Origin of the sequence: Kribbella sp. NPDC058245, assembly GCF_042882005.1 — a bacterium.
Lineage (GTDB): Bacteria > Actinomycetota > Actinomycetes > Propionibacteriales > Kribbellaceae > Kribbella.
In genome coordinates, this window is record NZ_JBHVWY010000007.1 from 327,890 (window position 1) to 349,338 (window position 21,449).

The following is a 21,449-nucleotide window of genomic DNA, read 5'->3' on the forward strand; positions in this document are numbered from 1 at the left end:
ACCGGCCGGTCATTGTGGAGGTTATGTCACGAAAGCGGATTCGTGCTGCTCACCTAGGCCCTTTTCGTCACACCAGTCACATTAGTCACAACGCGCGGTGGCTGCGAGACGATAAGGGCCCGGCGACTGTCACAAATCAGATCTGGTACGCCGCCCGTACCGCGAGCGCCCGCTTCAGATCGTCAGTACGGTCACCGACCGAGCGCCGGATTCCCGCCGCCACGGACTCGTCGGCGATCAGGTCGGCGGCGCGAGCCACGACCCGTTCGTCGACCGCGAAGCGCGGGAAGGCCAGTCCGGCCGTCGCCGCCACGATCCAGCCGGAGCGCAGCTTCTCGGTGCCCGGAATCTCGGCGAAGAACCGCTCCAGGTACGGCGCGGTCAGCTCGGCCTGGGTCGGGTGCCAGAACCCCTCGGAGGCAGCGTCGAGCTCGTAGTTCGGTACGTCGGCGTCGGTCATGATGATCGCCCACGCACGCTCCTTGGCCTCAGCCAGCGGGAGGGCCGCGCGGCAACGGGTGGCGTGCACCTTGCCTTCGGACGACGAGTCGCGCTCGAGTTCGGCGTCGATCTCCGCGTCACCGATCGCACCGAGCCGGGCCAGTTGCACCGTGACGAGCCAGCGCAGGTCCGCGTCCATGGTGACGCCTTCCGGTACGCCGGTTCCGGCGAGCCAGCCGTTCAGTACGGCGGTGTCCGCACTGAACCGCGCGTACGCACGCACGACCGCGAGCTGCAGGCTCGTGCCAGCCGGCACCTGCGGCAGTCGATCCGCCAGCACCTTCTCGAGGCGCGCGCGGTTCTCCTCGTAGGGCAGGTAGCCGCCGAGAAGGTGAGTTCGCGCCCAGTCGGCCATCGTGCTGACGCCGACGTCGGTGGTCTCGGTGGCGAGCATCCCGAGCAGGATGTCGAACGCCAGCCGCGGGTCGAGCTCCGCGTCGGCGGCCGAGTCGCGCACGCTGTTCAGTACGACGGCCCGCGTCACCCCGTCGGTGATCTTCGGCAGTACCGCGGTCAGGTTGGCCAGGCTGTCGGCGTCGAGCCGGATCTTGGCCCAGGTGTCGTCACCGGCGTCGGGGACGACGACCAGGGTCGCCGGGTCCAGCGGTACGTCGACCTCGTCACCATCGAGTACGACGTCGACGATCGTGGCGGCGCCGTCCGCGTCGTACCCGCCGACGGTGAGCTTGTGCGGCCGCGACGCCGGGTAGGCCGCGGGAGCGGTCCGGCGCAGCTTGATGCCGTCCGGGGTACGGACCGCGCTGATCGTGTCCAGGCCCGGCGTACGGAGCCAGTTCTGTGCCCAGGCCTCGATGTCGACCGCGCCCGCCTCGGTCCACTTGGCGAGCAGGTCGGCGAAGGTGGCGTTGCCGAACTCGTTGGCTCGGATGTGCGCGTTCACGCCCGCCAGGAAGATGTCGTCACCGAGGTAGCTGTTCAGCTGCTTGAGTACCGCCGCGCCCTTGGCGTACGAGATGCCGTCGAAGTCGTCCAGCGACGAGATCGCGTCCTTGACCGGGTCGGCCGCGACCGGGTGCGTCGACGAGCGCTGGTCGGCCTGCAGGCCCCACCACTTGCGCACGTAGGAGAAGTCGACCCAGTTGTCCTTGTAGTCGGTCGCGACGGTCGAGACCCGGTGCGCCATGTACTCGGCGAACGACTCGTTCAGCCACAGGTCGTTCCACCACTTCATCGTGACCGTGTCTCCGAACCACTGGTGAGCCATCTCGTGGACGATCGTGTTGGCGCGCGAGCCGCGCTCCTGGTCGGTCGCGGTCGAGCGGAACACCATCGGGTCGCGGAACGTCACGCAGCCCGGGTTCTCCATCGCGCCGGCGTTGAACTCCGGCACGAACGCCTGGTGGTACTCACCGAACGGGTACCGGTAGCCGAACATCCGGTGGTACTCGTCGAAGGACTGCTTGGTGACCCGGAAAATGTCCGCCGCCTCGCGGTCCAGCGCCTCCTTCAGCGACTGCCGCGCGACCACGCTCAGCGGGATCCCGTCGTGCTCGTCGGTGAGCTGGTGGTACGGCCCGGCGACGATCGTGACGAAGTACGTCGACAGCGGCTGCGTCTCGGCCAGCTCCCAGCGACCGGGGGAGACCTGCGTCGCGGCGCCGTTGCCCAGCACCAGCCACTCGGTCGGCGCGGTCACCTTCACCCGGTACGGCGCTTTGAGGTCGGGCTGGTCGAAACAGCCGAAGATCCGCGGTGCCGCGTCGAGGAACGACATCGCGTACGTGTAGACGAGACCGTCCGCAGCGTCGACCGCGCGGTGAATGCCTTCGCCGTCGTGCGTGTACGCCATCGTCGCGACCACGACGAGCTCGTTCTCGGCCTGCAGCCCGGTCAGCTCCAGCCGGCCGTCGTTGAGACCGGCGACGTCGACCGGCTCCCCGTTCAGCGTCACCGACAACAACTCGTCGGGCTTGACGTCCACCCAGCTGTGCGGCTCGGACGCAGTGAACCGGATGACGGAAGTAGATCCGAACGTTCGCTCGCCCTGGGTGAGGTCGAGATCGACGTCGTACGACTGGACGGAGAGTGCGGCGGCCCTGGTGCGGGCCCCGGCGACGGAGAGACTCGGCATGCCGCCACTCTATGCTCTGACTATGAGCAGCATGGAGTACCGGCAACTAGGTGACTCAGGCCTCACAGTCAGTGTAGTTGGCCTGGGCTGCAACAACTTCGGACGCAGGCTGGACGCGTCCCGAACCGACGTGGTGGTGAACGCCGCGATCGACGCCGGGATCACGCTGTTCGACACCGCGGACATCTACCGCGGCGACCACGGTTCCAGCGAGGAACTGCTCGGCAAGGCGCTCGGCTCGCGCCGCGACCAGGTAGTGGTGGCGACCAAGTTCGGCGGCGACATGCACGGTGAGAACGGCCCGGACTGGGGTGTGCGCGGCTCGCGCCGCTACATCCGCAAGGCGGTCGAGTCGAGCCTGCGGCGGTTGGGGACCGACTGGATCGATCTCTACCAGCTGCACTTCCCAGACCCGGTGACTCCGATCGAGGAGACCCTGTCCGCGCTCAGCGAACTCGTTGCTGAGGGCAAGGTCCGGTACATCGGCAGCTCACAGTTCGCCGGCTGGCAGGTCGTCGACGCCGACTGGGCCGCGCGGACCGGCGGACACGAGCACTTCATCAGTGCCCAGAACCACTACTCGCTGCTCGAACGCGACATCGAGGACGAACTGGTCCCCGCCGCCGAGCACCTCGGGATCGGCGTCCTGCCGTTCTTCCCGCTCGCCTCCGGTCTGCTGACCGGCAAGTATCAGCGCGGTGCGGCTGCCCCCGACGGCACCCGTCTGGCCGGTCAGCCCGAGCGGCTGGCCAACGCCGACTTCGACAAGATCGAGGCGCTCGAAACCTTCGCGGCCGAGCGCGACCTCACCATGATCGACGTTGCGATCGGCGGCCTGGCCGCGCAGCCTGCGGTCTCCTCGGTGATCGCCGGCGCGACGAGCGCCGAGCAGATCGCCCAGAACGTCGCGGCCGGCACGTGGCAGCCGACGCTCGAGGACCTCGCGGTGCTGGACGACCTGACGTGACCCTGATCCTGCTGCCCCCGTCCGAGGGCAAGACCGGCCGGTCCCGCGGCCGCGCGGTCGACTTCGAGTCGCTGTCGTTCCCCGAACTCAACCCCGTGCGTGAGCAGGTCCTCGAGACGCTCGCCAAGGTGTCCGCCTCCCAGGACGCGTACGGCGTTCTCGGCGTTGGCGCCTCGCTCCAGCCCGAGGTCGATCGCAACACGCGCTGGCGGACCGAGCCCGCCGTACCGGTATCTGAGCTTTACTCCGGTGTCCTGTACGACGCTCTCGGGTTCTCGACGCTGTCCGCCGGGTCCAAGCGCCGTGCGGGGAGCCGGTTGCTCGTCGTCTCCGCCGCGTGGGGTGCACTGCGCCTGGCCGACCGCGTACCGCCGTACCGGCTGTCCATGGGTACGACGCTGCCTGGTCATGGACCGCTCGCTGGGGTCTGGCGCGAGCCGCTGGCCGCAGCACTCGCCGAGGCCGACGGTGTGATCGTGGACTGCCGTTCCTCGACGTACGTCGCTGCCTGGCGCCCCAGTGGTGAGCGGGCCTCGAAGTGGGTGTCGGTCAACGTGGTGCGCGAGCGGGCCGGCGTACGGACTGTCGTGTCACACATGGCCAAGCACACCCGCGGTCTGGTCGCGCGGCACCTGGTGGAGTCGGGCAAGGACCCCGGTACGCCGAAGGCTCTGCACAAGCTGATCAGTGAGCGGTGGAACGCCGAGCTCACTCCGGCGGCAGCGGGCTGGACGCTGACCGTGGTGGAACACGACTGACCGTTCATCCAGCTGTCATCGGCAGATGGTTTCCGTTGTGAGCAGGCCGGGGAAGGCTTGAGGCAGCAACGTCAGGGGGGATCCGCCCTTCGGAAGGCCTGACCGATGCGACGCTTCACCGCCCTACTGCTCACCGGCCCCACCATCTGGGCGCTCACTTCGAGCCCAGCCCTGGCAGCTCCGCCAACCCCACCCTCAGCCAGTACGTCGACCACCTATCTGAACAGCCTGACGGTCAAGGCCGAAGGGACGACCACTGGCTATTCGCGGGACAAGTTCCCGCACTGGCACACCGTGTCCGGCACGTGTGACACCCGTGACGAGGTCCTGAAACGGGACGGCACCGGCGTCACCGTGGACAGCGCCTGCGAACCGACCGCCGGCCGTTGGTACAGCTCGTACGACGCGACCTGGGTGACCGACGACTCGGCGATCGACATCGACCACATCGTGCCGCTCGCGGAGGCGTGGAAGTCCGGCGCGAGTGGATGGACGACCGCGAAACGCGAGGAGTTCGCGAACAACCTCAGCATCGCGCAACTGATCGCGGTGACCGCCTCGAGCAACCGCTCCAAGGGCGACTCCGACCCGTCCGAGTGGAAGCCGACCAACACCTCGGTGCACTGCATCTACGCGCGGAACTGGATCTGGGTAAAGCACACCTACAGCCTGTCGCTGCAGGCCGCCGAGAAGACGGCGCTGCAGAGCATGCTCGCGACCTGCTGAGGGTAAGGAGTAGCTGGGAGCGGTCGTGCGCGGACCGGACAGGGGACGCCCGGTCAAGCCTCAACGCGCGCGCCCGCTCTCGCCGGATCCCGCCAGATCGCGCGCTGCACGAGCAATGTGAGCACCCCGGCGAGCGTCATACCGGCCAGGTTGATGCCGAGCTGCGCGGCTGCGCCACCGATGTGGTCGGGCGCCCACAGCGCGACCGACAGCGCCAGATCACCGGCGGCCGGCACGGTCGTGACCGAGATGAAGACACCGACCAAGGCATTAGATCGTCCGGCGGTCTGTGACAGCACTCCCGCACACCCAGCCAGTACGGCGACCACCGCTGACCACTTGTCCGGTCGCCAGATGAATCCGGTCAGCGGCCGGGCGGCAGTGACCGAATCGGTGTCCACCCATCCCACGGCCCGAGCCAGCAACGCGGCGACGGTCGTGACCGCGATCGCGAGCAGGAAGCCGAGGACGAGCAGCCGTACCGCCCGCCAGGTCAGCCCCTGATTCCGCAGCGCGAGCCCGACGGCCAGTGCGGCCACGACACCGAACTCAGGCCCGACCACCATCGCCCCCACCACGAGGATCGACGAGTCGGTGACGACGGCCACGGCCGCGATCATCGTGGCGAGTGTGAGGAAGGCGTAGTAGCTCCACGAGGTGCCGGCTTCGTTGTACGCCTGATCGACGACCGCGTCCCAGATCACCGCGTCATCAGGTGCGCCCGGTGCCGCCTTCTCGGTCGCTCGGGCGTTCCGCGACGGTGACGCCTCGACCTGGGCCACCGCGACGGAGCCGTCGTCGTACAGGCCCTGCTCTTTCAAGAAATCGAGGATGTCGGAGGTCGCCTCGCGGGTGACATCGCACTCGATGACGTCGCCTGCGGGTCGCTGGGCGGCCCCGGGGAGGCGGACGACGCTCGTCACGCGTGGATCGCCGACGAGTGCGTTCAAGACGCGGTCGCTGCGATCCGATGGGACGATGAGACGAAGGTGCATCACGGTTCACATGCTCGCAGCACGCGCCGGTCACCTTCCGGTCAGACCCCTCTCAGCGGGCCGTGGCGGTTGCACTCTTGGATAGGGTCCACTGACGCACCGAATCCAGGGAGGCACAATGAGCGACACTGCAGGCGCCACGACTGCGCCCGCAGCAGGCGACCGGCCGGAGCTGAAACGGGTGATGGGTCCCGGCCTGTTGCTGCTGTTCGTGGTCGGCGACATCCTCGGCACCGGCGTGTACGCGCTGACCGGGAAGGTGGCCGGTCAGGTCGGAGGTGCGGTCTGGCTGCCGTTCCTGTGCGCGTTCATCGTGGCGATGCTCACCGCGACCAGTTACCTCGAGCTCGTCACGAAGTACCCGAAGGCCGGCGGCGCGGCGGTCTACACGCACAAGGCGTTCGGCATCCACTTCCTGACCTTCCTGCTCACCTTCGCGGTGATGTGCTCCGGACTGACCTCGGCCTCCACCGCCTCGAAGTCGTTCGCGGCGAACTTCTTCACCGCGGTCGGGATCGGCAAGGGCCACGGCTCGGTGCTGCTGATCACCGCGCTCGCGTTCATGACGCTGATCGCGGTCGTGAACCTGCGCGGTGTCGGCGAGAGCGTGAAGGCGAACGTCGTCATGACCATCGTCGAGCTGACCGGTCTGCTGATCGTGATCGGGGTCGGTGCCTGGGCGCTGATCAGCGGTGACGGCGACACCTCGCGGCTGACCCAGTTCAACGTGCCGGACGGGGAGTCGCCGTTCGGCGCCGTCACCGCGGCGACCGCGCTGGCGTTCTTCGCGATGGTCGGTTTCGAGGACTCGGTGAACATGGCCGAGGAGACCAAGGACCCGGTCAAGATCTTCCCGAAGATGATGCTGCTCGGCCTGAGCATCACCGGCGTCATCTATGTGGCTGTCGCGATCTCCGCGATCGCGCTGGTACCGCCGGACAAGCTGAGCGAGGGCGACGCGCCACTGCTCGAGGTGATCAAGGCCGGCGCCCCGGGCTTCCCGCTCGAGATCTTCGCCTGGATCACGATGTTCGCGGTGGCCAACTCGGCGCTGATCAACATGCTGATGGCCAGCCGCCTGCTCTACGGCATGTCGCACGAGAAGGTGCTGCCGGGTCCGCTCGGCCGTGTCCTGCACAAGCGGCGGACGCCGTACGTGGCGATCTTCTTCACCACCGCGCTGGCCTTCGTCCTGATCGGGTACGCCGACCTGACGGCTCTCGGCGGCACGACGGCATTCCTGCTGCTGTGCGTCTTCGCGATCGTGAATGTCGCCGTACTGGTGCTGCGCCGGGACAAGGTCGAACACAAGCATTTCCACGCACCGACCGCGCTGCCGGTGATCGGCTCTGTCTTGTGCGTCTACCTGGCCAGCCCGCTGTCGGGTCGGGCGTCGGCCGACTACAAGATCGCCGGCTACCTGATGGTCGTCGGTGTCGCGCTGTGGGCGCTCACCTGGGCGCTGAACAAGTACGTGTTCAAGCGGAAGGCCGACTTCGATCCGTCACACCTTGACCAGAGTGGTCCGGTGAACTGACCGGCAGATAGGCGGCCACCACGACCGTCGCGAGGGCCGTGAGCCCGGTGACGACCGCGATCCAGCCGAGGGAGCGATACCCCGCTCCCGCGTTGATCGCGAGCCCACCGAGCCACGGCCCGAGCGTGATGCCGATGTTGAACGACGAGAAGTTCGTCGCGGTCGCCAGGATCGGGGCGTCCCCGGCCAGGCTGAAGACCCGCGCGTTGAGGGCCGGGTTCACGGCGAAGCCGAACCCACCGAGCAGGAAGATCGCCGCGACCGCCACGATCGGGCTGCTCGCGGTCAGCGCGAGCACGGCCGACAGGACGACCAGCCCGCTGATCCCGGTGAAGAGCGTGTGGAACGGCATCGCGTCCGCGGTCCGGCCGCCGATCGCGATCCCGATGAACGAGCCGAGGCCGTAGAGCGCGAGCACCCCCGGTACGGCGCCTGCCGGCAACCCGGTGGTCTGGATGAGCAGCGGCGCGAGGTAGCTGAACACGACCAGGATCGACGCGGTCACCAGCGCTGTCGTGGCGAACGCGAGCCACAACCGGGGGCTCATCAGGACCTTGAGCTCCTCGCGCAACCGCGGTGCTGCGGCGGGATCCGGCTTGCCGCCCGGGATGGTCCGCAGGACGCCGATCATCGCGAGCACACACAACCCGGCGACTGTCCAGAACGCGGCCCGCCAGCCGAGGTGCTGACCGAGCACGGTCCCGATCGGCAGGCCGACGATGGTCGCGATCGTGAGACCGCCGGTGACGATGCTCATCGCGCGTGCCCGGCGGTTGGCCGGGACAAGGGCGACCACTGTGACCGCGGCGACCGACCAGAACCCGGCGTACACGAAAGCACCGACGATCCGGGTCGCGAGGAGGACGGCGTAGTTCGGGGTGAGGGCGCCCGCGATGTGGGTCAGGGTGAAGACGCCGAGGAACAGCAGGAGCGCCGTCCGCCTAGACCACTTCAGTGTCAGCACGGCCAGAATCGGGGCGCCGAGCAGCATGCCGAGTGCGAACGCCGAGATCAGCAGGCCCGCGGCCGGGATCGATACGCCGAGGTCCGTGGACAGCTCGGGCAGCAGTCCGGCCAGCATCAGCTCGGACGTTCCCTGCGCGAAGATGCTCAACCCGAGCACATAGACGGCGACCGGCATCGCGATTCCCCCAAACCCCTCGACAGCCACCTTGAGTATCCCAGAGATCACGCTGCGCTGTCGCCGCGCCCGCCGCGCCTTGAGACTTGGTCCAATACGGCATCGTTGGGGCATGAGCTCTCAGACACCCGCGCGACGGACCGGACGGGCGGTCGACACCTCCCGGATCGGGAGTGGGCTGAAGCTGCTCGCCGTGCTGGTCGGGCTGATGTGGCTCAGCGAGGTCATCGACACCGCTCTCAACGGCCGCCTCGACCGGTACGGCATCATCGCCCGCGACCCCGAGGGCCTGATCGGCATCATCACCTCGCCGTTCCTGCACCTCGGCTTCGGTCACCTGATCTCCAACACCCTGCCCCTGGTCACCCTCGGCGCCCTGATCGCCCTCAGCGGCGCCGCCCGCCTGGCCGCAGTCACCGCCGTCGTCGCGATCATCGGCGGCTTCGGCACCTGGCTGATCTCCCCACCGAACACCATCACCATCGGCGCCAGCGGCGTCGTCTTCGGCTACGCCGCCTACCTCGTTGCCCGCGGCATCTTCAACCGCCGCCTCACCCAAGTCCTCGTCGGCGTACTGGTCATCGGCGTCTGGGGCAGCGCCCTCCTGGGCGGCCTCTTGCCCCAAGACGGCATCTCCTGGCAAGGCCACCTCTTCGGCGCCATCGCCGGCATCCTCGCCGCCTGGCTCCTAGCCGACGACAAACCCAAACCCCGCTAACGCTCTACGCCGGCGGCTCGGGCCGCCGCTCGGATGCGGCCGGGCCGGTACGGCGAGGTGGTTGCTCGCCATTCCGTCTGCGGCCGGATGTGGGCTTGTGGTTGCTCGCCGCTGCGGCCGGCTTACAGAGACGGGTGGCTGGGGCTGTCTTGGGCTGAGGGGGATGGTGCGCCCGGCAGCGTACGGCGTTTGGTTGCTCGCCATTCCGTCTGCGGCCGGGGATGTGGGCTTGTGGTTGCTCGCCGCTGCGGCCGATTTACAGTGGCGGGTGGCTGGGGCCCGGCGCGTGGCTGAGGGGGATGGATCCGTCGGCGACCGCGTGCCCGTTGCCTGGCCTTCCGGGCTTCGGTTGCGGCCAGTAGCGACGAGGCCTGAAAAGTGACCCACCGTGGCGGACGCTCCCGCACAGGCCCTCGCCCCCCTCCGCATCTGATGGGTTCACCCATGAGCTTGTGGGTTCTGCACCCGCATGCGAGTCCAAAGCCCACCACCTCATGGGTTAACCCATCAGATGGCAGAGGCCCGGGGGCGCTCGGGGGCCGGGGGTGCGGCCGCGCCTGGGATTCCTCGCTAATTGGTGGATTTTCGTCGCCGAGTCCCTAAAACTCACCAACTAACGCGCATCTCGAACCTCAGCCACAGCCCGGAAGCCCAAGCAACGGAAACGCGGTCGCCAACCGCACCATCCCCCTCAGCCACCGCCGTGCCGGGCCATCCGTCTTCAGGAAATCGGCCGCAGCGGCGAGCAACTACCGGGTACGCCGTCGGGCGCAGGTTTGCGGAGTCCACCAGGGCCACGCAGCGGCAGTGATCACCCGCTAACCGGCGGAAAGGTGGCTAACGTCCGAAAGACCGGAGACGGTGCCTCCGGTCTTTCGGACGTTAGCGTCAGGTGAGGGTGGTGGGGTCGGTGTTGGCTCCGCAGACCAGGACTACTACGCGTTCGTCAGGGGCTGGTTGGTAGACAGCCGAGTGGAGGGCGGCGTAGGCGGTGGCGGCGCCGTGTTCTACGGCTAGGTGGTAGTCGTGCCAGAGCTTCAGGCGGGCGGCGATGATCGCTTCTTCCTCGACGAGGAGGGAGCCGATGTTTTCGCGCTTGGCGATAGCGAAGGCGATGTCGCCGAGGCGGCGGGAACCGAGGGAGTCGGCCGCTATGCCACCGACCGGGCCGTCGACCGGTTGGCCGGCTTCGAGGGCGCGACGGAGGTCGGGGGCCTGGGTGGGCTCGACGCCGATGACCTTGGCGCGGTCGCCGAGGGCGGCGGCGATTCCGGCGGCCAGGCCTCCGCCGCCTACCGCGACCAGGACCGTGTCGAAGCGGTCGACCTGCTCGAGGAGTTCGAGGCCGATGGTGCCTTGGCCGGCGACGATCTCGGGCTGGTCAAAGGCGTGTACGAGCAGCGCGTCGGTCTCGTCGCGGGCAATCACCGCGGCTGCGAAGGCCTCGGCGTACTCGTTCCCAACCTGTACGACGTCCGCGCCGAGCGTGCGCAGCTTCGCGACCTTGGGCGCGGGTGCGTTCACAGGAACGAAGATCCGAGCCGGTACGCCGAGTTCACGCGCAGGGTAGGCGGACGCGAGACCCGCGTTTCCGCCGGACGCTGCGACGACGCCCTGACCCGTGAGTTCGCCGGTCTCCTTCGCGAGGAGCAGGCGGTTGAAGGCTCCGCGCGGTTTGAACGAGCCGGTGTGCTGGAGCAGTTCGAGCTTGAACGTGAGCCCGGGGGAGACCTCGATCACCGGGGTCCGTCGTACCCGTCCATGAATCCGCTCGGCTGCAGCTCGCACGTCCTCGACATTTACCGTCATGTGTCAACCCTGCCACGATGCTGGCATGGGCGCGTATGAGGACAGTTACCGGCAGAGCCTGGACGACCCGGAAACATTCTGGCTGGACGCCGCGGGGGCGATCTCCTGGACGACTCCACCGACCCGGGCACTCGACGACTCGGCCGCACCGATCTATCGCTGGTTCCCCGGCGCGGAGCTCAACACGTCGTACAACTGCTTGGATCGGCACGTCGAGGCCGGCCACGGTGACCGGGTCGCGTTGATCCATGACTCACCGGTGACCGGCAGTTCGCAGACGTTCACGTACGCCGAACTCCGCGATGAGGTTGCGAGATTCGCGGGAGCGCTCTCCGGGCTGGGCGTCGGCAAGGGCGATCGGGTGATCGTCTACCTGCCGATGGTGCCCGAGGCCGTCATCGCGATGCTGGCGTGCGCGCGGCTCGGCGCCATCCACTCGGTGGTGTTCGGTGGGTTCGCCCCGAAGGAGCTCGCGGCCCGGATCGACGACGCGACACCGCGGGTGATCGTGTCCGCGTCGTGCGGGATCGAACCGACCCGCGTGGTCGAGTACAAACCGATCATCGATGAAGCGCTGACCCTGAGCACGCATCAGCCCGAACACACGATCGTGCTGCAGCGCCCCGCCGTACAAGCAACGCTCGGAGAGCGCGATCTCGACTGGGCCACGCTCGACGCGTCACCGGTAGATCCGGTACCGGTCGCGGCAACCGATCCGCTGTACATCCTCTACACGTCCGGCACGACCGGGAAGCCGAAGGGCGTCGTACGGGACAACGGCGGCCACGCGGTCGCGCTGGCCTGGTCGATGCGCGCGATCTACGACATCGGGCCTGGTGATGTCTGGTGGACCGCGTCCGATGTCGGCTGGGTCGTCGGCCACTCCTACATCGTTTATGCGCCGCTCCTGGTCGGCGCGACGACCGTCCTCTACGAAGGCAAACCAGTCGGTACGCCGGACGCCGGCGCGTTCTGGCGCGTCATCGCTGAGCATCGAGCGAGCGCTCTCTTCACCGCTCCCACCGCGATCCGCGCGATCAAGAAGGTCGACCCCGAAGCGAAGTTGGCCGCCGACTACGAGCTGAGCAGCCTGCGTACGCTCTTCCTGGCCGGCGAACGCCTCGACCCCGAGACGTACCACTGGGCCCACGAGCATCTCGGCGTACCGGTTGTGGACCACTGGTGGCAGACCGAGACCGGCTGGCCGATCGTCGCCAACCTCCGCGGCCTCCAAGCGCTCCCGACCAAGCCCGGCTCAGCCACTGTCCCGGTCCCCGGTTGGGACGTGCAGATTCTCGACAGCACCGGCGTACAGCTGCCGGCGGGGGAGGAGGGCTCGATCGCGATCAAGCTGCCGCTGCCACCCGGCGCCCTTCCGACCCTGTGGGGTGACGACCAGCGTTATGTCGACAATTACCTCAGCCGGTACGACGGTTACTACCTGACCGGTGACTCCGGCTACCTCGACGAGGACGGCTACGTCTTCGTGATGGGCCGCACCGACGACGTCATCAACGTCGCCGGCCACCGCCTCTCCACCGGAGCCATGGAAGCCGTCCTCGCCGCCCACCCCGCCGTCGCCGAATGCGCAGTCATCGGCGTCCACGACGCCCTGAAGGGTCAACTCCCACGCGGCCTCGTCGTGCTCAAAGCCGGCGCCGACATCGACCCCGCCGTCCTCCAGGCCGAACTCGTCGCCGCCGTCCGCCGAGAGATCGGCCCAGTCGCCGCCTTCAAGGACGTCTCCGTCGTCGAAGGCCTGCCCAAAACCCGCTCCGGGAAGATCCTCCGTAAGACCATGCGCAACATCGCCGACGGCCGCACCGAACCCATCCCGTCCACCATCGAAGACCCCGCCGTCCTGGAAACCCTCCGCCCGATCCTTCGGGCAGACCCCAGCCACTGACCAACCTCGGCCAGAGGGTCTCGCGGGTCCTCGTTCAGGCGGGGACGGGTCGCGGCGTGCAGGGTTGATCAGTGGTGGCGGTCCGCCAGGAAGGTGAGGGCTAGTGGGCTTGCCACCGCCTGGAACTCGTGGAAGTAGGCGTGGCGGGCGCCTTGGATGATCTCGGCGCGGGAGTCGGGGATGCGGTCGGCCAGGACCTTGGCGTTGGCGACCGGGCTGAAGATGTCTTCCGACCCGTGCAGGATGAGCGTTGGCGCGATGATGTCGGGCAGGCGATCCCATGCCTCGTGCTTGTTGCTGGCCACCAGGTGCCGGCCTTTCGCGTACGGCGGCATGTCGCGATCACCGAGTACCGGATACGGACCGGGATTCCCGGCTCGCCACTGCGGCGTGTACATCAGGTCGACGAGCACCCGACCGCCCTGCACCGGGTCCGCCAAGGCACGCCGGATCTCGGCGCTCCGCTCATATCCGTGAGCCGGCCCAGGCGACGTACAGCCGAGAACGAGTGCGTCGACGCGCTCCGGGTGGTTGATCGCGACCCACTGCGCGACCCGCCCGCCCATCGAGGTTCCGTAGATATGAGCGGTCGGCAGGCCGAGTTCGTCGAGCACGGCCACGACATCTTCGGCGAAGCCGGGCGTGCTGTAGACCTCGTCCGGTTTGTCACTGATCCCGGTACCACGCCAGTCGAGCGTGATCGTCTGATAGGCCGACGTGAAGTCGGCGCGCACCGGGTCCCACCAGGTGTGATTGTTGGACTGACCAGCCAGCAGGATCAGCGGTTGTCCCTCGCCACTGACCTGATAACCGATCCGGACACCATCAAGTGCTGTTGCATACGGCACCCGCCCAGTCTGCCCGACGCGAGCTAGGCTGCCGGTATGCGAGTCGTGATTGCGGGTGGACACGGGCAGATCGCCCTCCGGCTGACCAAGCTGCTGAGTGATGACGGGCACGAGGTGGTCGGGCTGGTGCGGAACCCCGATCACGAGGCCGATATCGCCGCGGCCGGCGGTCAGGCCGCCGTACTGGATCTGGAGCAGGCTGACGCCGACGCGGTGGCCGACGTACTGAAGCAGGCCGACGTCGCGATCTTCTCCGCGGGATCCGGTCCGGGCAGCGGGAACGATCGCAAGGACACCGTGGATCGAGGTGCTGCGGCGTTGTTCGCCGACGCGTCCGTGCAGTCCGGCGTACGGCGCCACATCCAGGTCAGCTCGATGGGCGCGGACCGGGCCGAGACGATCGATGCCGACGAGTCGTTCAAGATCTACCTGCGCGCGAAGAAGGCGGCCGAGGACGACCTGCGCGGCCGCGACCTGGACTGGACGGTCCTCCGGCCCGGGGCCTTGACCAACGACGCCGGCACCGGCCGGATCCTGATCGCGGACAAGACCGGGTACGGCAGCATCAGCCGGGACGACGTCGCGCTGGTGCTCGCCGGGCTCTGTACGACGACGGCCTCGATCGGCCGGATCCTGGAGCTGATCGCCGGGGACACGCCGGCGGCCGAGGCACTCGCGAATCTCTGACGTTCCTCTGACGTTGCCTGGGGCAACAGATTGTGACGGTTATGGGCGACTCACTGCGCCAGGTCGGTTTCGAACGCGTGGCGAACAGCAGTTACCGGGTGACCAATGCGCGCGGCGGCAGCATCACCGTGGGCTCCGGTGGCGAGGACGACACCGACTTCACGCCGGTCGAACTGCTGCTGGCCGCGATCGGGACGTGCTCGGCGATCGACGTCGACATCGTCGTCAGCCGGCGCGCGGAACCGACCGAGTTCAGCGCGGTGGTCCGCGGTGACAAGGTCCGCGACGCCGACGAGGGCAACCGGATGGAGAACCTCGCGGTCGAGTTCACGATCCGGTTCCCTGAGGGCGAGGAGGGCGACAAGGCCCGCGAGGCGCTGCCGCGCGCGGTCAAGATGTCGCACGATCGCCTGTGCACGGTCAGCCGCACGGTTGAGCTGGGTACGCCGGTCACGACCGAAGTGGTCTGAGAAACTCCCGCACCGGACGCAGCCTGGTCTTGAGCAGGTGCTGCGTCCGCGTGCTGTCGAGCCGGATGTGCGAGATCGCGCCGGGCAACGCCGGCAGCGCATCCGGATCGAGGCCGTCGCGGATGGCGATCAGCCGCCCGAGCTCCAGCCGACTGACCGCCTCGGGTCCGCCGAGATGCGCGATGCCGGTGTGATCGGACTCGACGAGCTCAAGCAGTCCGGCCGCCAAGTCGCTCACGTGCACCGGGCAGCGGATGTTCTCGCTGAAGAATGCACCCGGTGCCCCATCGGCCAGCGCATGAGTCAGCAGCTCCGACTCTGAACTCCCCGCGCTTGCGACGATCAACGACGTCCGCGCGACAACAGCATTCGGATGAAACACCTGTACGGCGGTCTCCGCGGCCGCCTTCGCTGCGCCGTACGGCGTGATCGGGCTCGGCGGGGCGTCCTCGTCGTACGGGTCTGGTCCGCCGCCGAAGACCGCGTCGGTCGAGACGAACACGAACCTGACGTCGCGCGCCGCGACCGCGAAGTTGGCGGGACCGTGCGCGGTGGTCGCCCAGTCGTCCTGCTTGAACGCGGCATGGATGATCGCATCCGGCTGCACCCGCCGGATCACCGCCTCGACCTCGCCCCGATCGCGGACGTCGAGCCGCACGCCACCGTCGACTGGCGCCGAGTGATAGGTCGGTACGACGTCGTGGTCGGCCAGCCGGACGACCTCACGACCGAGCAGTCCGGCCGCGCCGGTCACCAGGAGCTTCACCCAATCACCCTATGACGGGTCAACCTCGAGCCTACGGTTCGCGAGGCCCGTCGTACCTCCGCGACGGTGCGGATCTTGCGAGGCAGCCGCCATGACTGTCCCGGCTTGTGCAGCACCCAGCCGTCGCCGATCGTGATCGCGGCGTGCTGCACGCGGTCCTCGCCACGCCACAGCAGGACGGTGCCGGGCTCGTCGTCGCGGCCGCCCGGGACGGTGTGCGCGGCCAGCCACCCTTCGAACGGCTCACACATCATCCACACTGTTTCCGCGCTCTCAATCCCGGCGGCTGCCATGACCGTGCCGAAGCAGTTCGGTCCGCTGCCGTCAGCGAACGTGCCGGCGAGTTCCCGGGCACGGGGGAGGGAGGCGGGCCAATCGGTGACCTCGGCGTGCCTGCTAGGCCCGAGGTCCTCGCTCACGATCTCCGGCAGAATCTTGTCCGCATGCTTTTCCAGCAGCGACTTCCACCAGACGAAGCGGTGTCCGTCGGCCTGCGCTCTGAGCTCAGGGCCGAGCAGTCCCTGCCACTTGCGGACGGTCGGAACCGAGCCACGGCCATGACGAACCTGCGCCCGCACCAACTGAGCACGGATCGGCTTGTCGAGCGCAGCGAACTGCGCCTCGCCCAGCCACACGATCACGCTCGCGGACTTGTCGACGGCGTACGTCCAGAAGGTGTCGCGGTCCTCGGCGCTGGGCTTTCGGCTCGTGCCCTCGAGGCCTAAAACCTCGGCCTGTTGCGGGGTGAGGAAGAACGGCTGCTCATCGGGGGCCTGCCAGCCGACCCACTTGTCGAGCAGTGCCGGCGGTACGTCGATTCCGAGGACGGTCAGAGTCACGCGGTCACCCTGCCACAGCAGGGGCCGATCGGGCCCGGCCTTTTCCGGCCGGGCCCGTCAGGGTCACTTCGCGCCGAGACAGAGCGTGTAGCTGCTGTACCGCTCCTGCTTCGTGTACGACGCCTCGTAGCCGGGGAACTGCTCACAGGCGCTGTCGTCCGTGCCGCTCAGCTTGCCGACGACCCGGTACTGCGCGTCCGAGCTGCTGCAGTCGACGACCTTCACGTTCGGGTCGGAGTCCGAGCCCTTGTTGACCACGCACGACCCGACGGTCGCCTCGCTGGTGGTCGTGGTGGTGATGTTGCCGATCACGATCGCCGCGATGATCGCGATCGGGGCGAGCAGCATCAGCGCCTGCGGGCGCTTGAACAGCGGCTTGCCCGGGTTCATCGGCTGACGCTGGGCACCCTGCGGCTCGGGCAACTGCTTGAACTTCTGCGCCGGGCCGATGTTCGACAGCATCACGAACGGAGTGATGATCGCCGAGCCGACACCCCACCAGCCCTGGACCATGGTCTTCGCGGTCATGTCGCGGACGGACGCCGTACCGCAGGTCTTGCAGAACGGGCCGGTCAGCTTGAGCCAGCGCATGATGATGAGCATGCCCTGGTGGCCGCGCACGGTCGCGTCGACCGCGGGGAAGCCACCGCAGAAGCGGCAGGTGCCCGGCTGGTACTGCGCCTGCTGGGGGAACTGGCCCTGCTGCGGGAACTGCTGTCCCGGCTGGCCCTGCTGTCCGAAGGGCTGCTGGTACGGCCCCGGCTGCTGCTGTCCGTACGGGGCCTGTGGCTGTCCGTACTGACCCTGGTCCTGCGGCTGCCCCTGCTGGGGCTGGCCGTACTGGGGCTGCTGCGGTGCCGGCTGCTGGGTGTACTGCGGGAACTGCTCCGGCGGGGGACCGTAATTGCCGGGCTGGCCGCCGGTCGGGTTCTGCGGCGGCTGCGGTGGTGATGTGGTCACGGGAACTTCCTGGGACTAGAAGCCTGAAAGACGAACTCCCGAACCTTACTCACCTTCGGAGTCAACTACTCTCTCCGCTAGCCTTTTGTACCGGACGAACTCCTTCCGGAACGGAGGCCGATGGCACACGACGTGAGCCCGACCGCGCGAACGCTGACGGTTCTCGAGCTGATCCAGAACCGGCCCGGTATCACCGCCGAGCAGCTCGGCGACAAGCTCGGCGTCTCCGAGCGCGCCGCCCGCCGGTACGTCGCGATCCTGCGCGAGGCGGAGATCCCGATCGAGTCCGTCCGCGGCCCGTACGGCGGCTATCGGGTCGGCCGCGGTCTCCGGCTGCCGCCGTTGATGTTCAGCACGGCCGAGGCGCTCGGCCTGGTGATGGCCGTTCTCGAGAGCCCGCGCGGCGTCGATGATCCCGTGGAGAGCGCTCTCGGGAAGATCATCCGCGTTCTCCCCGAGCCGATCGCCCGCTCGACCGACGCCGTCCGCAAGGTCAGCGCCCGCGCCGCCGACCCCGGGATCCGCACGCCGGATCCCGCGATCACCGCGGCCCTGGTGGCTGCGAGTACCGAGCGACGCCGCGTCATCGTCGACTACGCCCTCAGCCCGGACCGGGTCCGCCCGATGGAGGTCGACCCGTGGGCGGTCGTCGTACGGCGGGGTCGGTGGTATCTGCTGTGCTGGTCACACGCCAAGGAGGCCCAGCGGGTGCTTCGCGCCGACAAGGTCAAGAGCGTCGAGGAGACCGGCGCCGAGTTCTGCGCCCCGGCCGATCTCGATCCGCTGGCGGCCGTCGAGGAGCATCTCGCGATGGGCTGGAAGTATCCGGTCGAGATCGTCATCGATGCGCCGATCGATCAGATCCGGCATTGGATCGCCCGCAGCATGGGCCGGCTGGAGGCGATCTCCGACGACCAGACCCGGTTGGTGGCCAGCACCGATGAACCGATCTGGTACGTCGCCAAGCTGGCCGAGCTCCCGGCGCCGTACCGGATCATCGGCTCGCCGGAACTGCAGGAAGCAGCCCGGAACCTGGCGGCCCGACTGCTGGAGGCGAGCAACAATGCGTGATCTGGAGTTCACGGGCGAGATCTGGTTCTGGCGCGGCCCGGCGCCTTGGTACTTCATCACCGTCCCGGACGAGGAGTGCGCCTACCTCGAGGCCGAGTCCAGCTTCGTCAGCTACGGCTGGGGCATGATCCCGGTCCATGCCGAGATCGGCGCCAGCACCTGGGAGACCTCGCTCTTCCCCAAGGACGGCCACTACATCGTCCCGATCAAGGCCGCTGTCCGCCGGGCCGAAGACCTGGACGACGGCGACACCCCCACAGTTCGGCTCCGGCTGCGCACCTGACAAAACTGCGCACCTGACGAAAACTGTCGGAGGCCGCGGCTATCGTCTTTGTTCACCATCCAAGGAGGGGCGACATGAGCACGCTGATTGATCGGCCGAACGCGGCTTTGCTGGTGATCGATGTCCAGAACGGGGTTGTTTCCGGCGCGCATGAGCGCGATCAGGTGGTGGCGAACATCAACACCGCGATCGATGCCGCGCGGGCGGCAGCCGTGCCGGTGATCTGGATCCAGCACTCGAACGCGGAGATGGTCCCGGAGAGCGAGGCTTGGCAGTTCGTTCCCGAGCTCAAGCGGGATCCTGCGGAGCGGCTTGTTCCGAAGACCTTTCCGGACTCGTTCGAGGAGACCGACCTCGAGTCGGTTCTGGCCGATGGTGCGATCGGGCGGCTGTTTGTGACTGGCGCTCAGACGGACGAGTGCATCCGGTCGACCCTTCACGGCGCGATCGTGCGCGGGTACGACGTCACGCTCGTCTCCGACGCGCACACCACCGAGGACCTGTCCGAGTACGGCGCTCCGACACCGGACAAGGTGATCGCGCACACGAACCTCTACTGGCAGTACCACCGGGCTCCAGGGCGGACCGCGGGAGTTCAGACTGCTGCCGAGCTCTCATTCAGCGTGCCTGCGGCCAGCTGAGTTCGTCGAGACTGGCAATTCGCCGTACGCCGATGTCGGCGTGCTGGCCGGACCTGGCCAGAAGGACGGCACCCATGCCGACGGCGAGCGCACCCTGCACGTCGTTGGTGAGGGAGTCGCCGACCATCAGTGCCTGATCGGGCTCCACGCTGGTCAGGGCCAACGCCTGCCGAAACGCTCGCGGGTCGGGCTTGCCGGCCGGTAGCTGTTCGGACGAGATCAGACCGTCGATCTCCGCGGTGAGCCCGAAGCGGTCGAGCTTCTGCTGCTGATGGGCCGTGTTGCCGTTGGTGAACACCATGGCCCGCAGACCCGCCGCGCGAGCGCGTCGTACGGCGGGGATCGCGTCATCGAACAGCTGCCAGCCAGCCTCGTAGCGCCAGAGGTATTCGTCGAAGATCGCGTCGGCTTCGGTGTCGTCGACCTGAAGACCGAGGAACTCCTGGACCCGTGCACGGCGCTGCTCGGCGAAGGTCGCCTCCCGGCGCTGATACCGCCGGTAGTGAGGATCCGACACTGCGGCCCAGCGGGCGACGACGTCCGGGCCCGTGATGCCGTACTGCGCGGCCCACTCGACGACCGCCAGGGCCGCCGCGTGCTCTTGTTCGACCAGGGTGCCGTCGAGGTCGAACAGGACAATCTTGAGCACGCGGCGACCTCCAGATCGGTTAGCTAGACGGTACGGCGTCGAGGGCGGCGATGTCGGTGGGGGAGAGGTGGATGAATTCGGCGGTCAGGTTCTCGCTCAGGTGCTCGATGCTGCTGGTGCCTGGGATCGCGAGCATGTGATCGCCGCGGCTGAGGGTCCAGGCGAGCCGGATCTGGGCAGGTGTTGCCTGGTGGGCTTCGGCCAATTGCTGAACGACGTCGGATGCTTCCACGCCACCGGCCTCTCGCGACGCGCCGGCGAGTGCGAAGAACGGGACGAAGGCGATGCCCTGCGTACCGCAGATCCGGATCAGCTCGTCGTTGACCCGGCCGAAGCCGACGCCGTACCGGTTCTGGACGGCGACGACCGGCGCGATCTCTTGAGCCTGCTCGAGGTGTTCTGGCCGGACGTTCGACAGCCCGAGCTCACGGATGAGTCCCTTCTCCCGTAGCTGCGCCAGTACGCCGAAGTGCTCCGCGACCGACTCCAGACCGGTCTGCCGCAGGTAGACGACATCAACTGTGTCGCGACCCAGCGCGCGCAGATCGCTCTCCACCAGAGCCTGCAGTTCGTCCGGGCGGGCCAGCCCGCTGATCTGCGGCCCGACCTTCGTTGCGATCAGTACCTCCTGGTTCGCCGGTGCGAGTGCCTCGCGAATCGCGTCGTTCGCCCAGCCAAGGGACTCGAAACTGTGTGAGTTCCCACCCTGCGCGTAGCTCGGGTAGAACGCGGCCGTGTCGAGGTGGTTCACCCCCAGTTCGACCGCTCGCCGGATCAGCGAGACGGCCTTGGCGCGGACGTCGGTTCCGCCGCCGGACCCGGCCAGCCGCTTCGTGCCGAACCCGACCCGTCGCACTCCCCGCCAAAACTCCATGGACTTGCACCTCGCAATTTCTGGTGATATGTTTCTTAGTAGGAATGCATTTCCATTCCAATTGGGCATTCGCTCAGAATAAAACAAGAATTACTTCGAGTCCACCCTTTCGGGTGGATTTTTTATTGCCCGGGACCCGGTGACCCGCTCCGGATCCCAGCCCGGATCCCCAGCCCGCGTGTGACTTTTCGCGCGCCCGCTACGTCTGTGT

Annotated in this window: 21 protein-coding genes; 11 read left to right on the plus strand and 10 right to left on the minus strand. The window is 67.9% G+C overall.

Annotated features, from left to right (window positions below; all coding sequences use genetic code 11):
- Positions 1–136: 136 nt before the first annotated feature.
- Positions 137–2,593 (minus strand): aminopeptidase N, encoded by a 2,457-nt coding sequence (pepN, locus tag ACFVWG_RS19285; RefSeq protein ID WP_391544668.1) that lies wholly within the window; start codon positions 2,591–2,593, stop codon positions 137–139.
- A 22-nt stretch (positions 2,594–2,615) separates the two neighbouring features.
- Here pepN and ACFVWG_RS19290 point away from each other — a divergent pair, with 22 nt between their 5' ends.
- From ACFVWG_RS19290 to ACFVWG_RS19300, 3 genes are all read left to right on the plus strand, one after another.
- On the plus strand, positions 2,616–3,560 hold the full coding sequence (locus ACFVWG_RS19290; protein WP_391544669.1) for an aldo/keto reductase: 945 nt from the start codon (positions 2,616–2,618) through the stop codon (positions 3,558–3,560).
- Complete coding sequence (locus ACFVWG_RS19295; RefSeq protein ID WP_391544670.1) at positions 3,557–4,318, plus strand: YaaA family protein; 762 nt, start codon at positions 3,557–3,559, stop codon at positions 4,316–4,318. Before ACFVWG_RS19290 ends, ACFVWG_RS19295 begins: the two co-directional genes overlap by 4 nt.
- Positions 4,319–4,423: 105 nt before the next feature.
- On the plus strand, positions 4,424–5,044 hold the full coding sequence (locus ACFVWG_RS19300; RefSeq protein WP_391544671.1) for an HNH endonuclease family protein: 621 nt from the start codon (positions 4,424–4,426) through the stop codon (positions 5,042–5,044).
- A 53-nt stretch (positions 5,045–5,097) separates the two neighbouring features.
- Here the strand turns inward: ACFVWG_RS19300 and ACFVWG_RS19305 are convergent, their stop codons facing one another.
- Entirely contained in the window at positions 5,098–6,039 is a 942-nt protein-coding gene (locus tag ACFVWG_RS19305) for a DUF389 domain-containing protein (RefSeq protein WP_391544789.1), read from the minus strand.
- Positions 6,040–6,157: 118 nt separating this feature from the next.
- On the opposite strand from ACFVWG_RS19305, the gene ACFVWG_RS19310 reads away from it, so the two are divergent.
- Positions 6,158–7,576 carry an APC family permease gene (locus ACFVWG_RS19310; RefSeq protein WP_391544672.1) on the plus strand — a complete coding sequence of 473 codons (1,419 nt, stop codon included), beginning with the start codon at positions 6,158–6,160 and terminating at the stop codon, positions 7,574–7,576.
- On the opposite strand, the gene ACFVWG_RS19315 is transcribed toward ACFVWG_RS19310, so the two are convergent.
- Positions 7,518–8,747, minus strand: coding sequence for a Cmx/CmrA family chloramphenicol efflux MFS transporter (locus ACFVWG_RS19315; protein ID WP_391544673.1), 1,230 nt, complete (start codon positions 8,745–8,747; stop codon positions 7,518–7,520). The genes ACFVWG_RS19310 and ACFVWG_RS19315 overlap by 59 nt on opposite strands.
- A gap of 82 nt (positions 8,748–8,829) precedes the next feature.
- On the opposite strand from ACFVWG_RS19315, the gene ACFVWG_RS19320 reads away from it, so the two are divergent.
- Positions 8,830–9,435: a rhomboid family intramembrane serine protease gene (locus ACFVWG_RS19320; protein ID WP_391544674.1), complete on the plus strand. Its 606-nt coding sequence runs from the start codon at positions 8,830–8,832 to the stop codon at positions 9,433–9,435.
- An 888-nt stretch (positions 9,436–10,323) separates the two neighbouring features.
- Here ACFVWG_RS19320 and ACFVWG_RS19325 read toward each other — a convergent pair.
- Positions 10,324–11,244, minus strand: coding sequence for a threonine/serine dehydratase (locus ACFVWG_RS19325; RefSeq protein WP_391544675.1), 921 nt, complete (start codon positions 11,242–11,244; stop codon positions 10,324–10,326).
- A 25-nt stretch (positions 11,245–11,269) separates the two neighbouring features.
- On the opposite strand from ACFVWG_RS19325, the gene ACFVWG_RS19330 reads away from it, so the two are divergent.
- Complete coding sequence (locus ACFVWG_RS19330) at positions 11,270–13,150, plus strand: propionyl-CoA synthetase (protein ID WP_391544676.1); 1,881 nt, start codon at positions 11,270–11,272, stop codon at positions 13,148–13,150.
- A 68-nt stretch (positions 13,151–13,218) separates the two neighbouring features.
- On the opposite strand, the gene ACFVWG_RS19335 is transcribed toward ACFVWG_RS19330, so the two are convergent.
- The gene (locus tag ACFVWG_RS19335) at positions 13,219–13,998 is read right to left on the minus strand and encodes an alpha/beta fold hydrolase (RefSeq protein WP_391544677.1); all 780 of its coding nucleotides are present in this window, start codon (positions 13,996–13,998) and stop codon (positions 13,219–13,221) included.
- Between the two features lie 36 nt (positions 13,999–14,034).
- On the opposite strand from ACFVWG_RS19335, the gene ACFVWG_RS19340 reads away from it, so the two are divergent.
- A complete protein-coding gene (locus tag ACFVWG_RS19340) occupies positions 14,035–14,685 on the plus strand; it encodes an SDR family oxidoreductase (RefSeq protein ID WP_391544678.1) in 651 nt (216 codons plus the stop codon).
- A gap of 41 nt (positions 14,686–14,726) precedes the next feature.
- Positions 14,727–15,155, plus strand: a complete 429-nt coding sequence (locus tag ACFVWG_RS19345; RefSeq protein ID WP_391544679.1) for an OsmC family protein — start codon at positions 14,727–14,729, stop codon at positions 15,153–15,155.
- Here ACFVWG_RS19345 and ACFVWG_RS19350 read toward each other — a convergent pair.
- The 3 genes from ACFVWG_RS19350 to ACFVWG_RS19360 form a co-directional block, all read right to left on the minus strand.
- Positions 15,136–15,921, minus strand: coding sequence for an SDR family oxidoreductase (locus tag ACFVWG_RS19350; RefSeq protein WP_391544680.1), 786 nt, complete (start codon positions 15,919–15,921; stop codon positions 15,136–15,138). The two genes, ACFVWG_RS19345 and ACFVWG_RS19350, sit on opposite strands and share 20 nt — an antisense overlap.
- Positions 15,918–16,760: a hypothetical protein gene (locus tag ACFVWG_RS19355; RefSeq protein WP_391544681.1), complete on the minus strand. Its 843-nt coding sequence runs from the start codon at positions 16,758–16,760 to the stop codon at positions 15,918–15,920. The genes ACFVWG_RS19350 and ACFVWG_RS19355 overlap by 4 nt, the downstream gene beginning before the upstream one ends.
- A gap of 63 nt (positions 16,761–16,823) precedes the next feature.
- On the minus strand, positions 16,824–17,720 hold the full coding sequence (locus ACFVWG_RS19360; RefSeq protein WP_391544682.1) for a toxin-antitoxin system, toxin component: 897 nt from the start codon (positions 17,718–17,720) through the stop codon (positions 16,824–16,826).
- Between the two features lie 120 nt (positions 17,721–17,840).
- Between ACFVWG_RS19360 and ACFVWG_RS19365 the strand changes: the two genes are divergently transcribed.
- The 3 genes from ACFVWG_RS19365 to ACFVWG_RS19375 all read left to right on the plus strand — a co-directional run bounded on the left by ACFVWG_RS19365 (position 17,841) and on the right by ACFVWG_RS19375 (position 19,715).
- Positions 17,841–18,791 (plus strand): helix-turn-helix transcriptional regulator, encoded by a 951-nt coding sequence (locus ACFVWG_RS19365; protein ID WP_391544683.1) that lies wholly within the window; start codon positions 17,841–17,843, stop codon positions 18,789–18,791.
- Positions 18,784–19,074, plus strand: coding sequence for a DUF1905 domain-containing protein (locus ACFVWG_RS19370; RefSeq protein ID WP_391544684.1), 291 nt, complete (start codon positions 18,784–18,786; stop codon positions 19,072–19,074). Before ACFVWG_RS19365 ends, ACFVWG_RS19370 begins: the two co-directional genes overlap by 8 nt.
- A 74-nt stretch (positions 19,075–19,148) precedes the next feature.
- Complete coding sequence (locus ACFVWG_RS19375) at positions 19,149–19,715, plus strand: isochorismatase family protein (RefSeq protein WP_391544685.1); 567 nt, start codon at positions 19,149–19,151, stop codon at positions 19,713–19,715.
- On the opposite strand, the gene ACFVWG_RS19380 is transcribed toward ACFVWG_RS19375, so the two are convergent.
- Both ACFVWG_RS19380 and ACFVWG_RS19385 read right to left on the minus strand, forming a co-directional pair.
- Positions 19,693–20,364, minus strand: a complete 672-nt coding sequence (locus tag ACFVWG_RS19380) for an HAD family hydrolase (RefSeq protein WP_391544686.1) — start codon at positions 20,362–20,364, stop codon at positions 19,693–19,695. The two genes, ACFVWG_RS19375 and ACFVWG_RS19380, sit on opposite strands and share 23 nt — an antisense overlap.
- 19 nt (positions 20,365–20,383) lie before the next feature.
- Positions 20,384–21,238: an aldo/keto reductase gene (locus tag ACFVWG_RS19385; protein ID WP_391544687.1), complete on the minus strand. Its 855-nt coding sequence runs from the start codon at positions 21,236–21,238 to the stop codon at positions 20,384–20,386.
- Positions 21,239–21,449 lie beyond the last annotated feature (211 nt).

Excerpts from the sequence above, each read along its gene's own strand:
- pepN (WP_391544668.1), bottom strand. The coding sequence starts at position 2,593 with ATGCCGAGTCTCTCCGTCGCCGGGGCCCGCACCAGGGCCGCCGCACTC.
- ACFVWG_RS19290 (WP_391544669.1), top strand. The coding sequence starts at position 2,616 with ATGAGCAGCATGGAGTACCGGCAACTAGGTGACTCAGGCCTCACAGTC.
- ACFVWG_RS19300 (WP_391544671.1), top strand. The coding sequence starts at position 4,424 with ATGCGACGCTTCACCGCCCTACTGCTCACCGGCCCCACCATCTGGGCG.
- ACFVWG_RS19305 (WP_391544789.1), bottom strand. The coding sequence starts at position 6,039 with ATGCACCTTCGTCTCATCGTCCCATCGGATCGCAGCGACCGCGTCTTG.
- ACFVWG_RS19310 (WP_391544672.1), top strand. The coding sequence starts at position 6,158 with ATGAGCGACACTGCAGGCGCCACGACTGCGCCCGCAGCAGGCGACCGG.
- ACFVWG_RS19320 (WP_391544674.1), top strand. The coding sequence starts at position 8,830 with ATGAGCTCTCAGACACCCGCGCGACGGACCGGACGGGCGGTCGACACC.
- ACFVWG_RS19325 (WP_391544675.1), bottom strand. The coding sequence starts at position 11,244 with ATGACGGTAAATGTCGAGGACGTGCGAGCTGCAGCCGAGCGGATTCAT.
- ACFVWG_RS19330 (WP_391544676.1), top strand. The coding sequence starts at position 11,270 with ATGGGCGCGTATGAGGACAGTTACCGGCAGAGCCTGGACGACCCGGAA.
- ACFVWG_RS19340 (WP_391544678.1), top strand. The coding sequence starts at position 14,035 with ATGCGAGTCGTGATTGCGGGTGGACACGGGCAGATCGCCCTCCGGCTG.
- ACFVWG_RS19345 (WP_391544679.1), top strand. The coding sequence starts at position 14,727 with ATGGGCGACTCACTGCGCCAGGTCGGTTTCGAACGCGTGGCGAACAGC.
- ACFVWG_RS19365 (WP_391544683.1), top strand. The coding sequence starts at position 17,841 with ATGGCACACGACGTGAGCCCGACCGCGCGAACGCTGACGGTTCTCGAG.
- ACFVWG_RS19370 (WP_391544684.1), top strand. The coding sequence starts at position 18,784 with ATGCGTGATCTGGAGTTCACGGGCGAGATCTGGTTCTGGCGCGGCCCG.
- ACFVWG_RS19375 (WP_391544685.1), top strand. The coding sequence starts at position 19,149 with ATGAGCACGCTGATTGATCGGCCGAACGCGGCTTTGCTGGTGATCGAT.
- ACFVWG_RS19385 (WP_391544687.1), bottom strand. The coding sequence starts at position 21,238 with ATGGAGTTTTGGCGGGGAGTGCGACGGGTCGGGTTCGGCACGAAGCGG.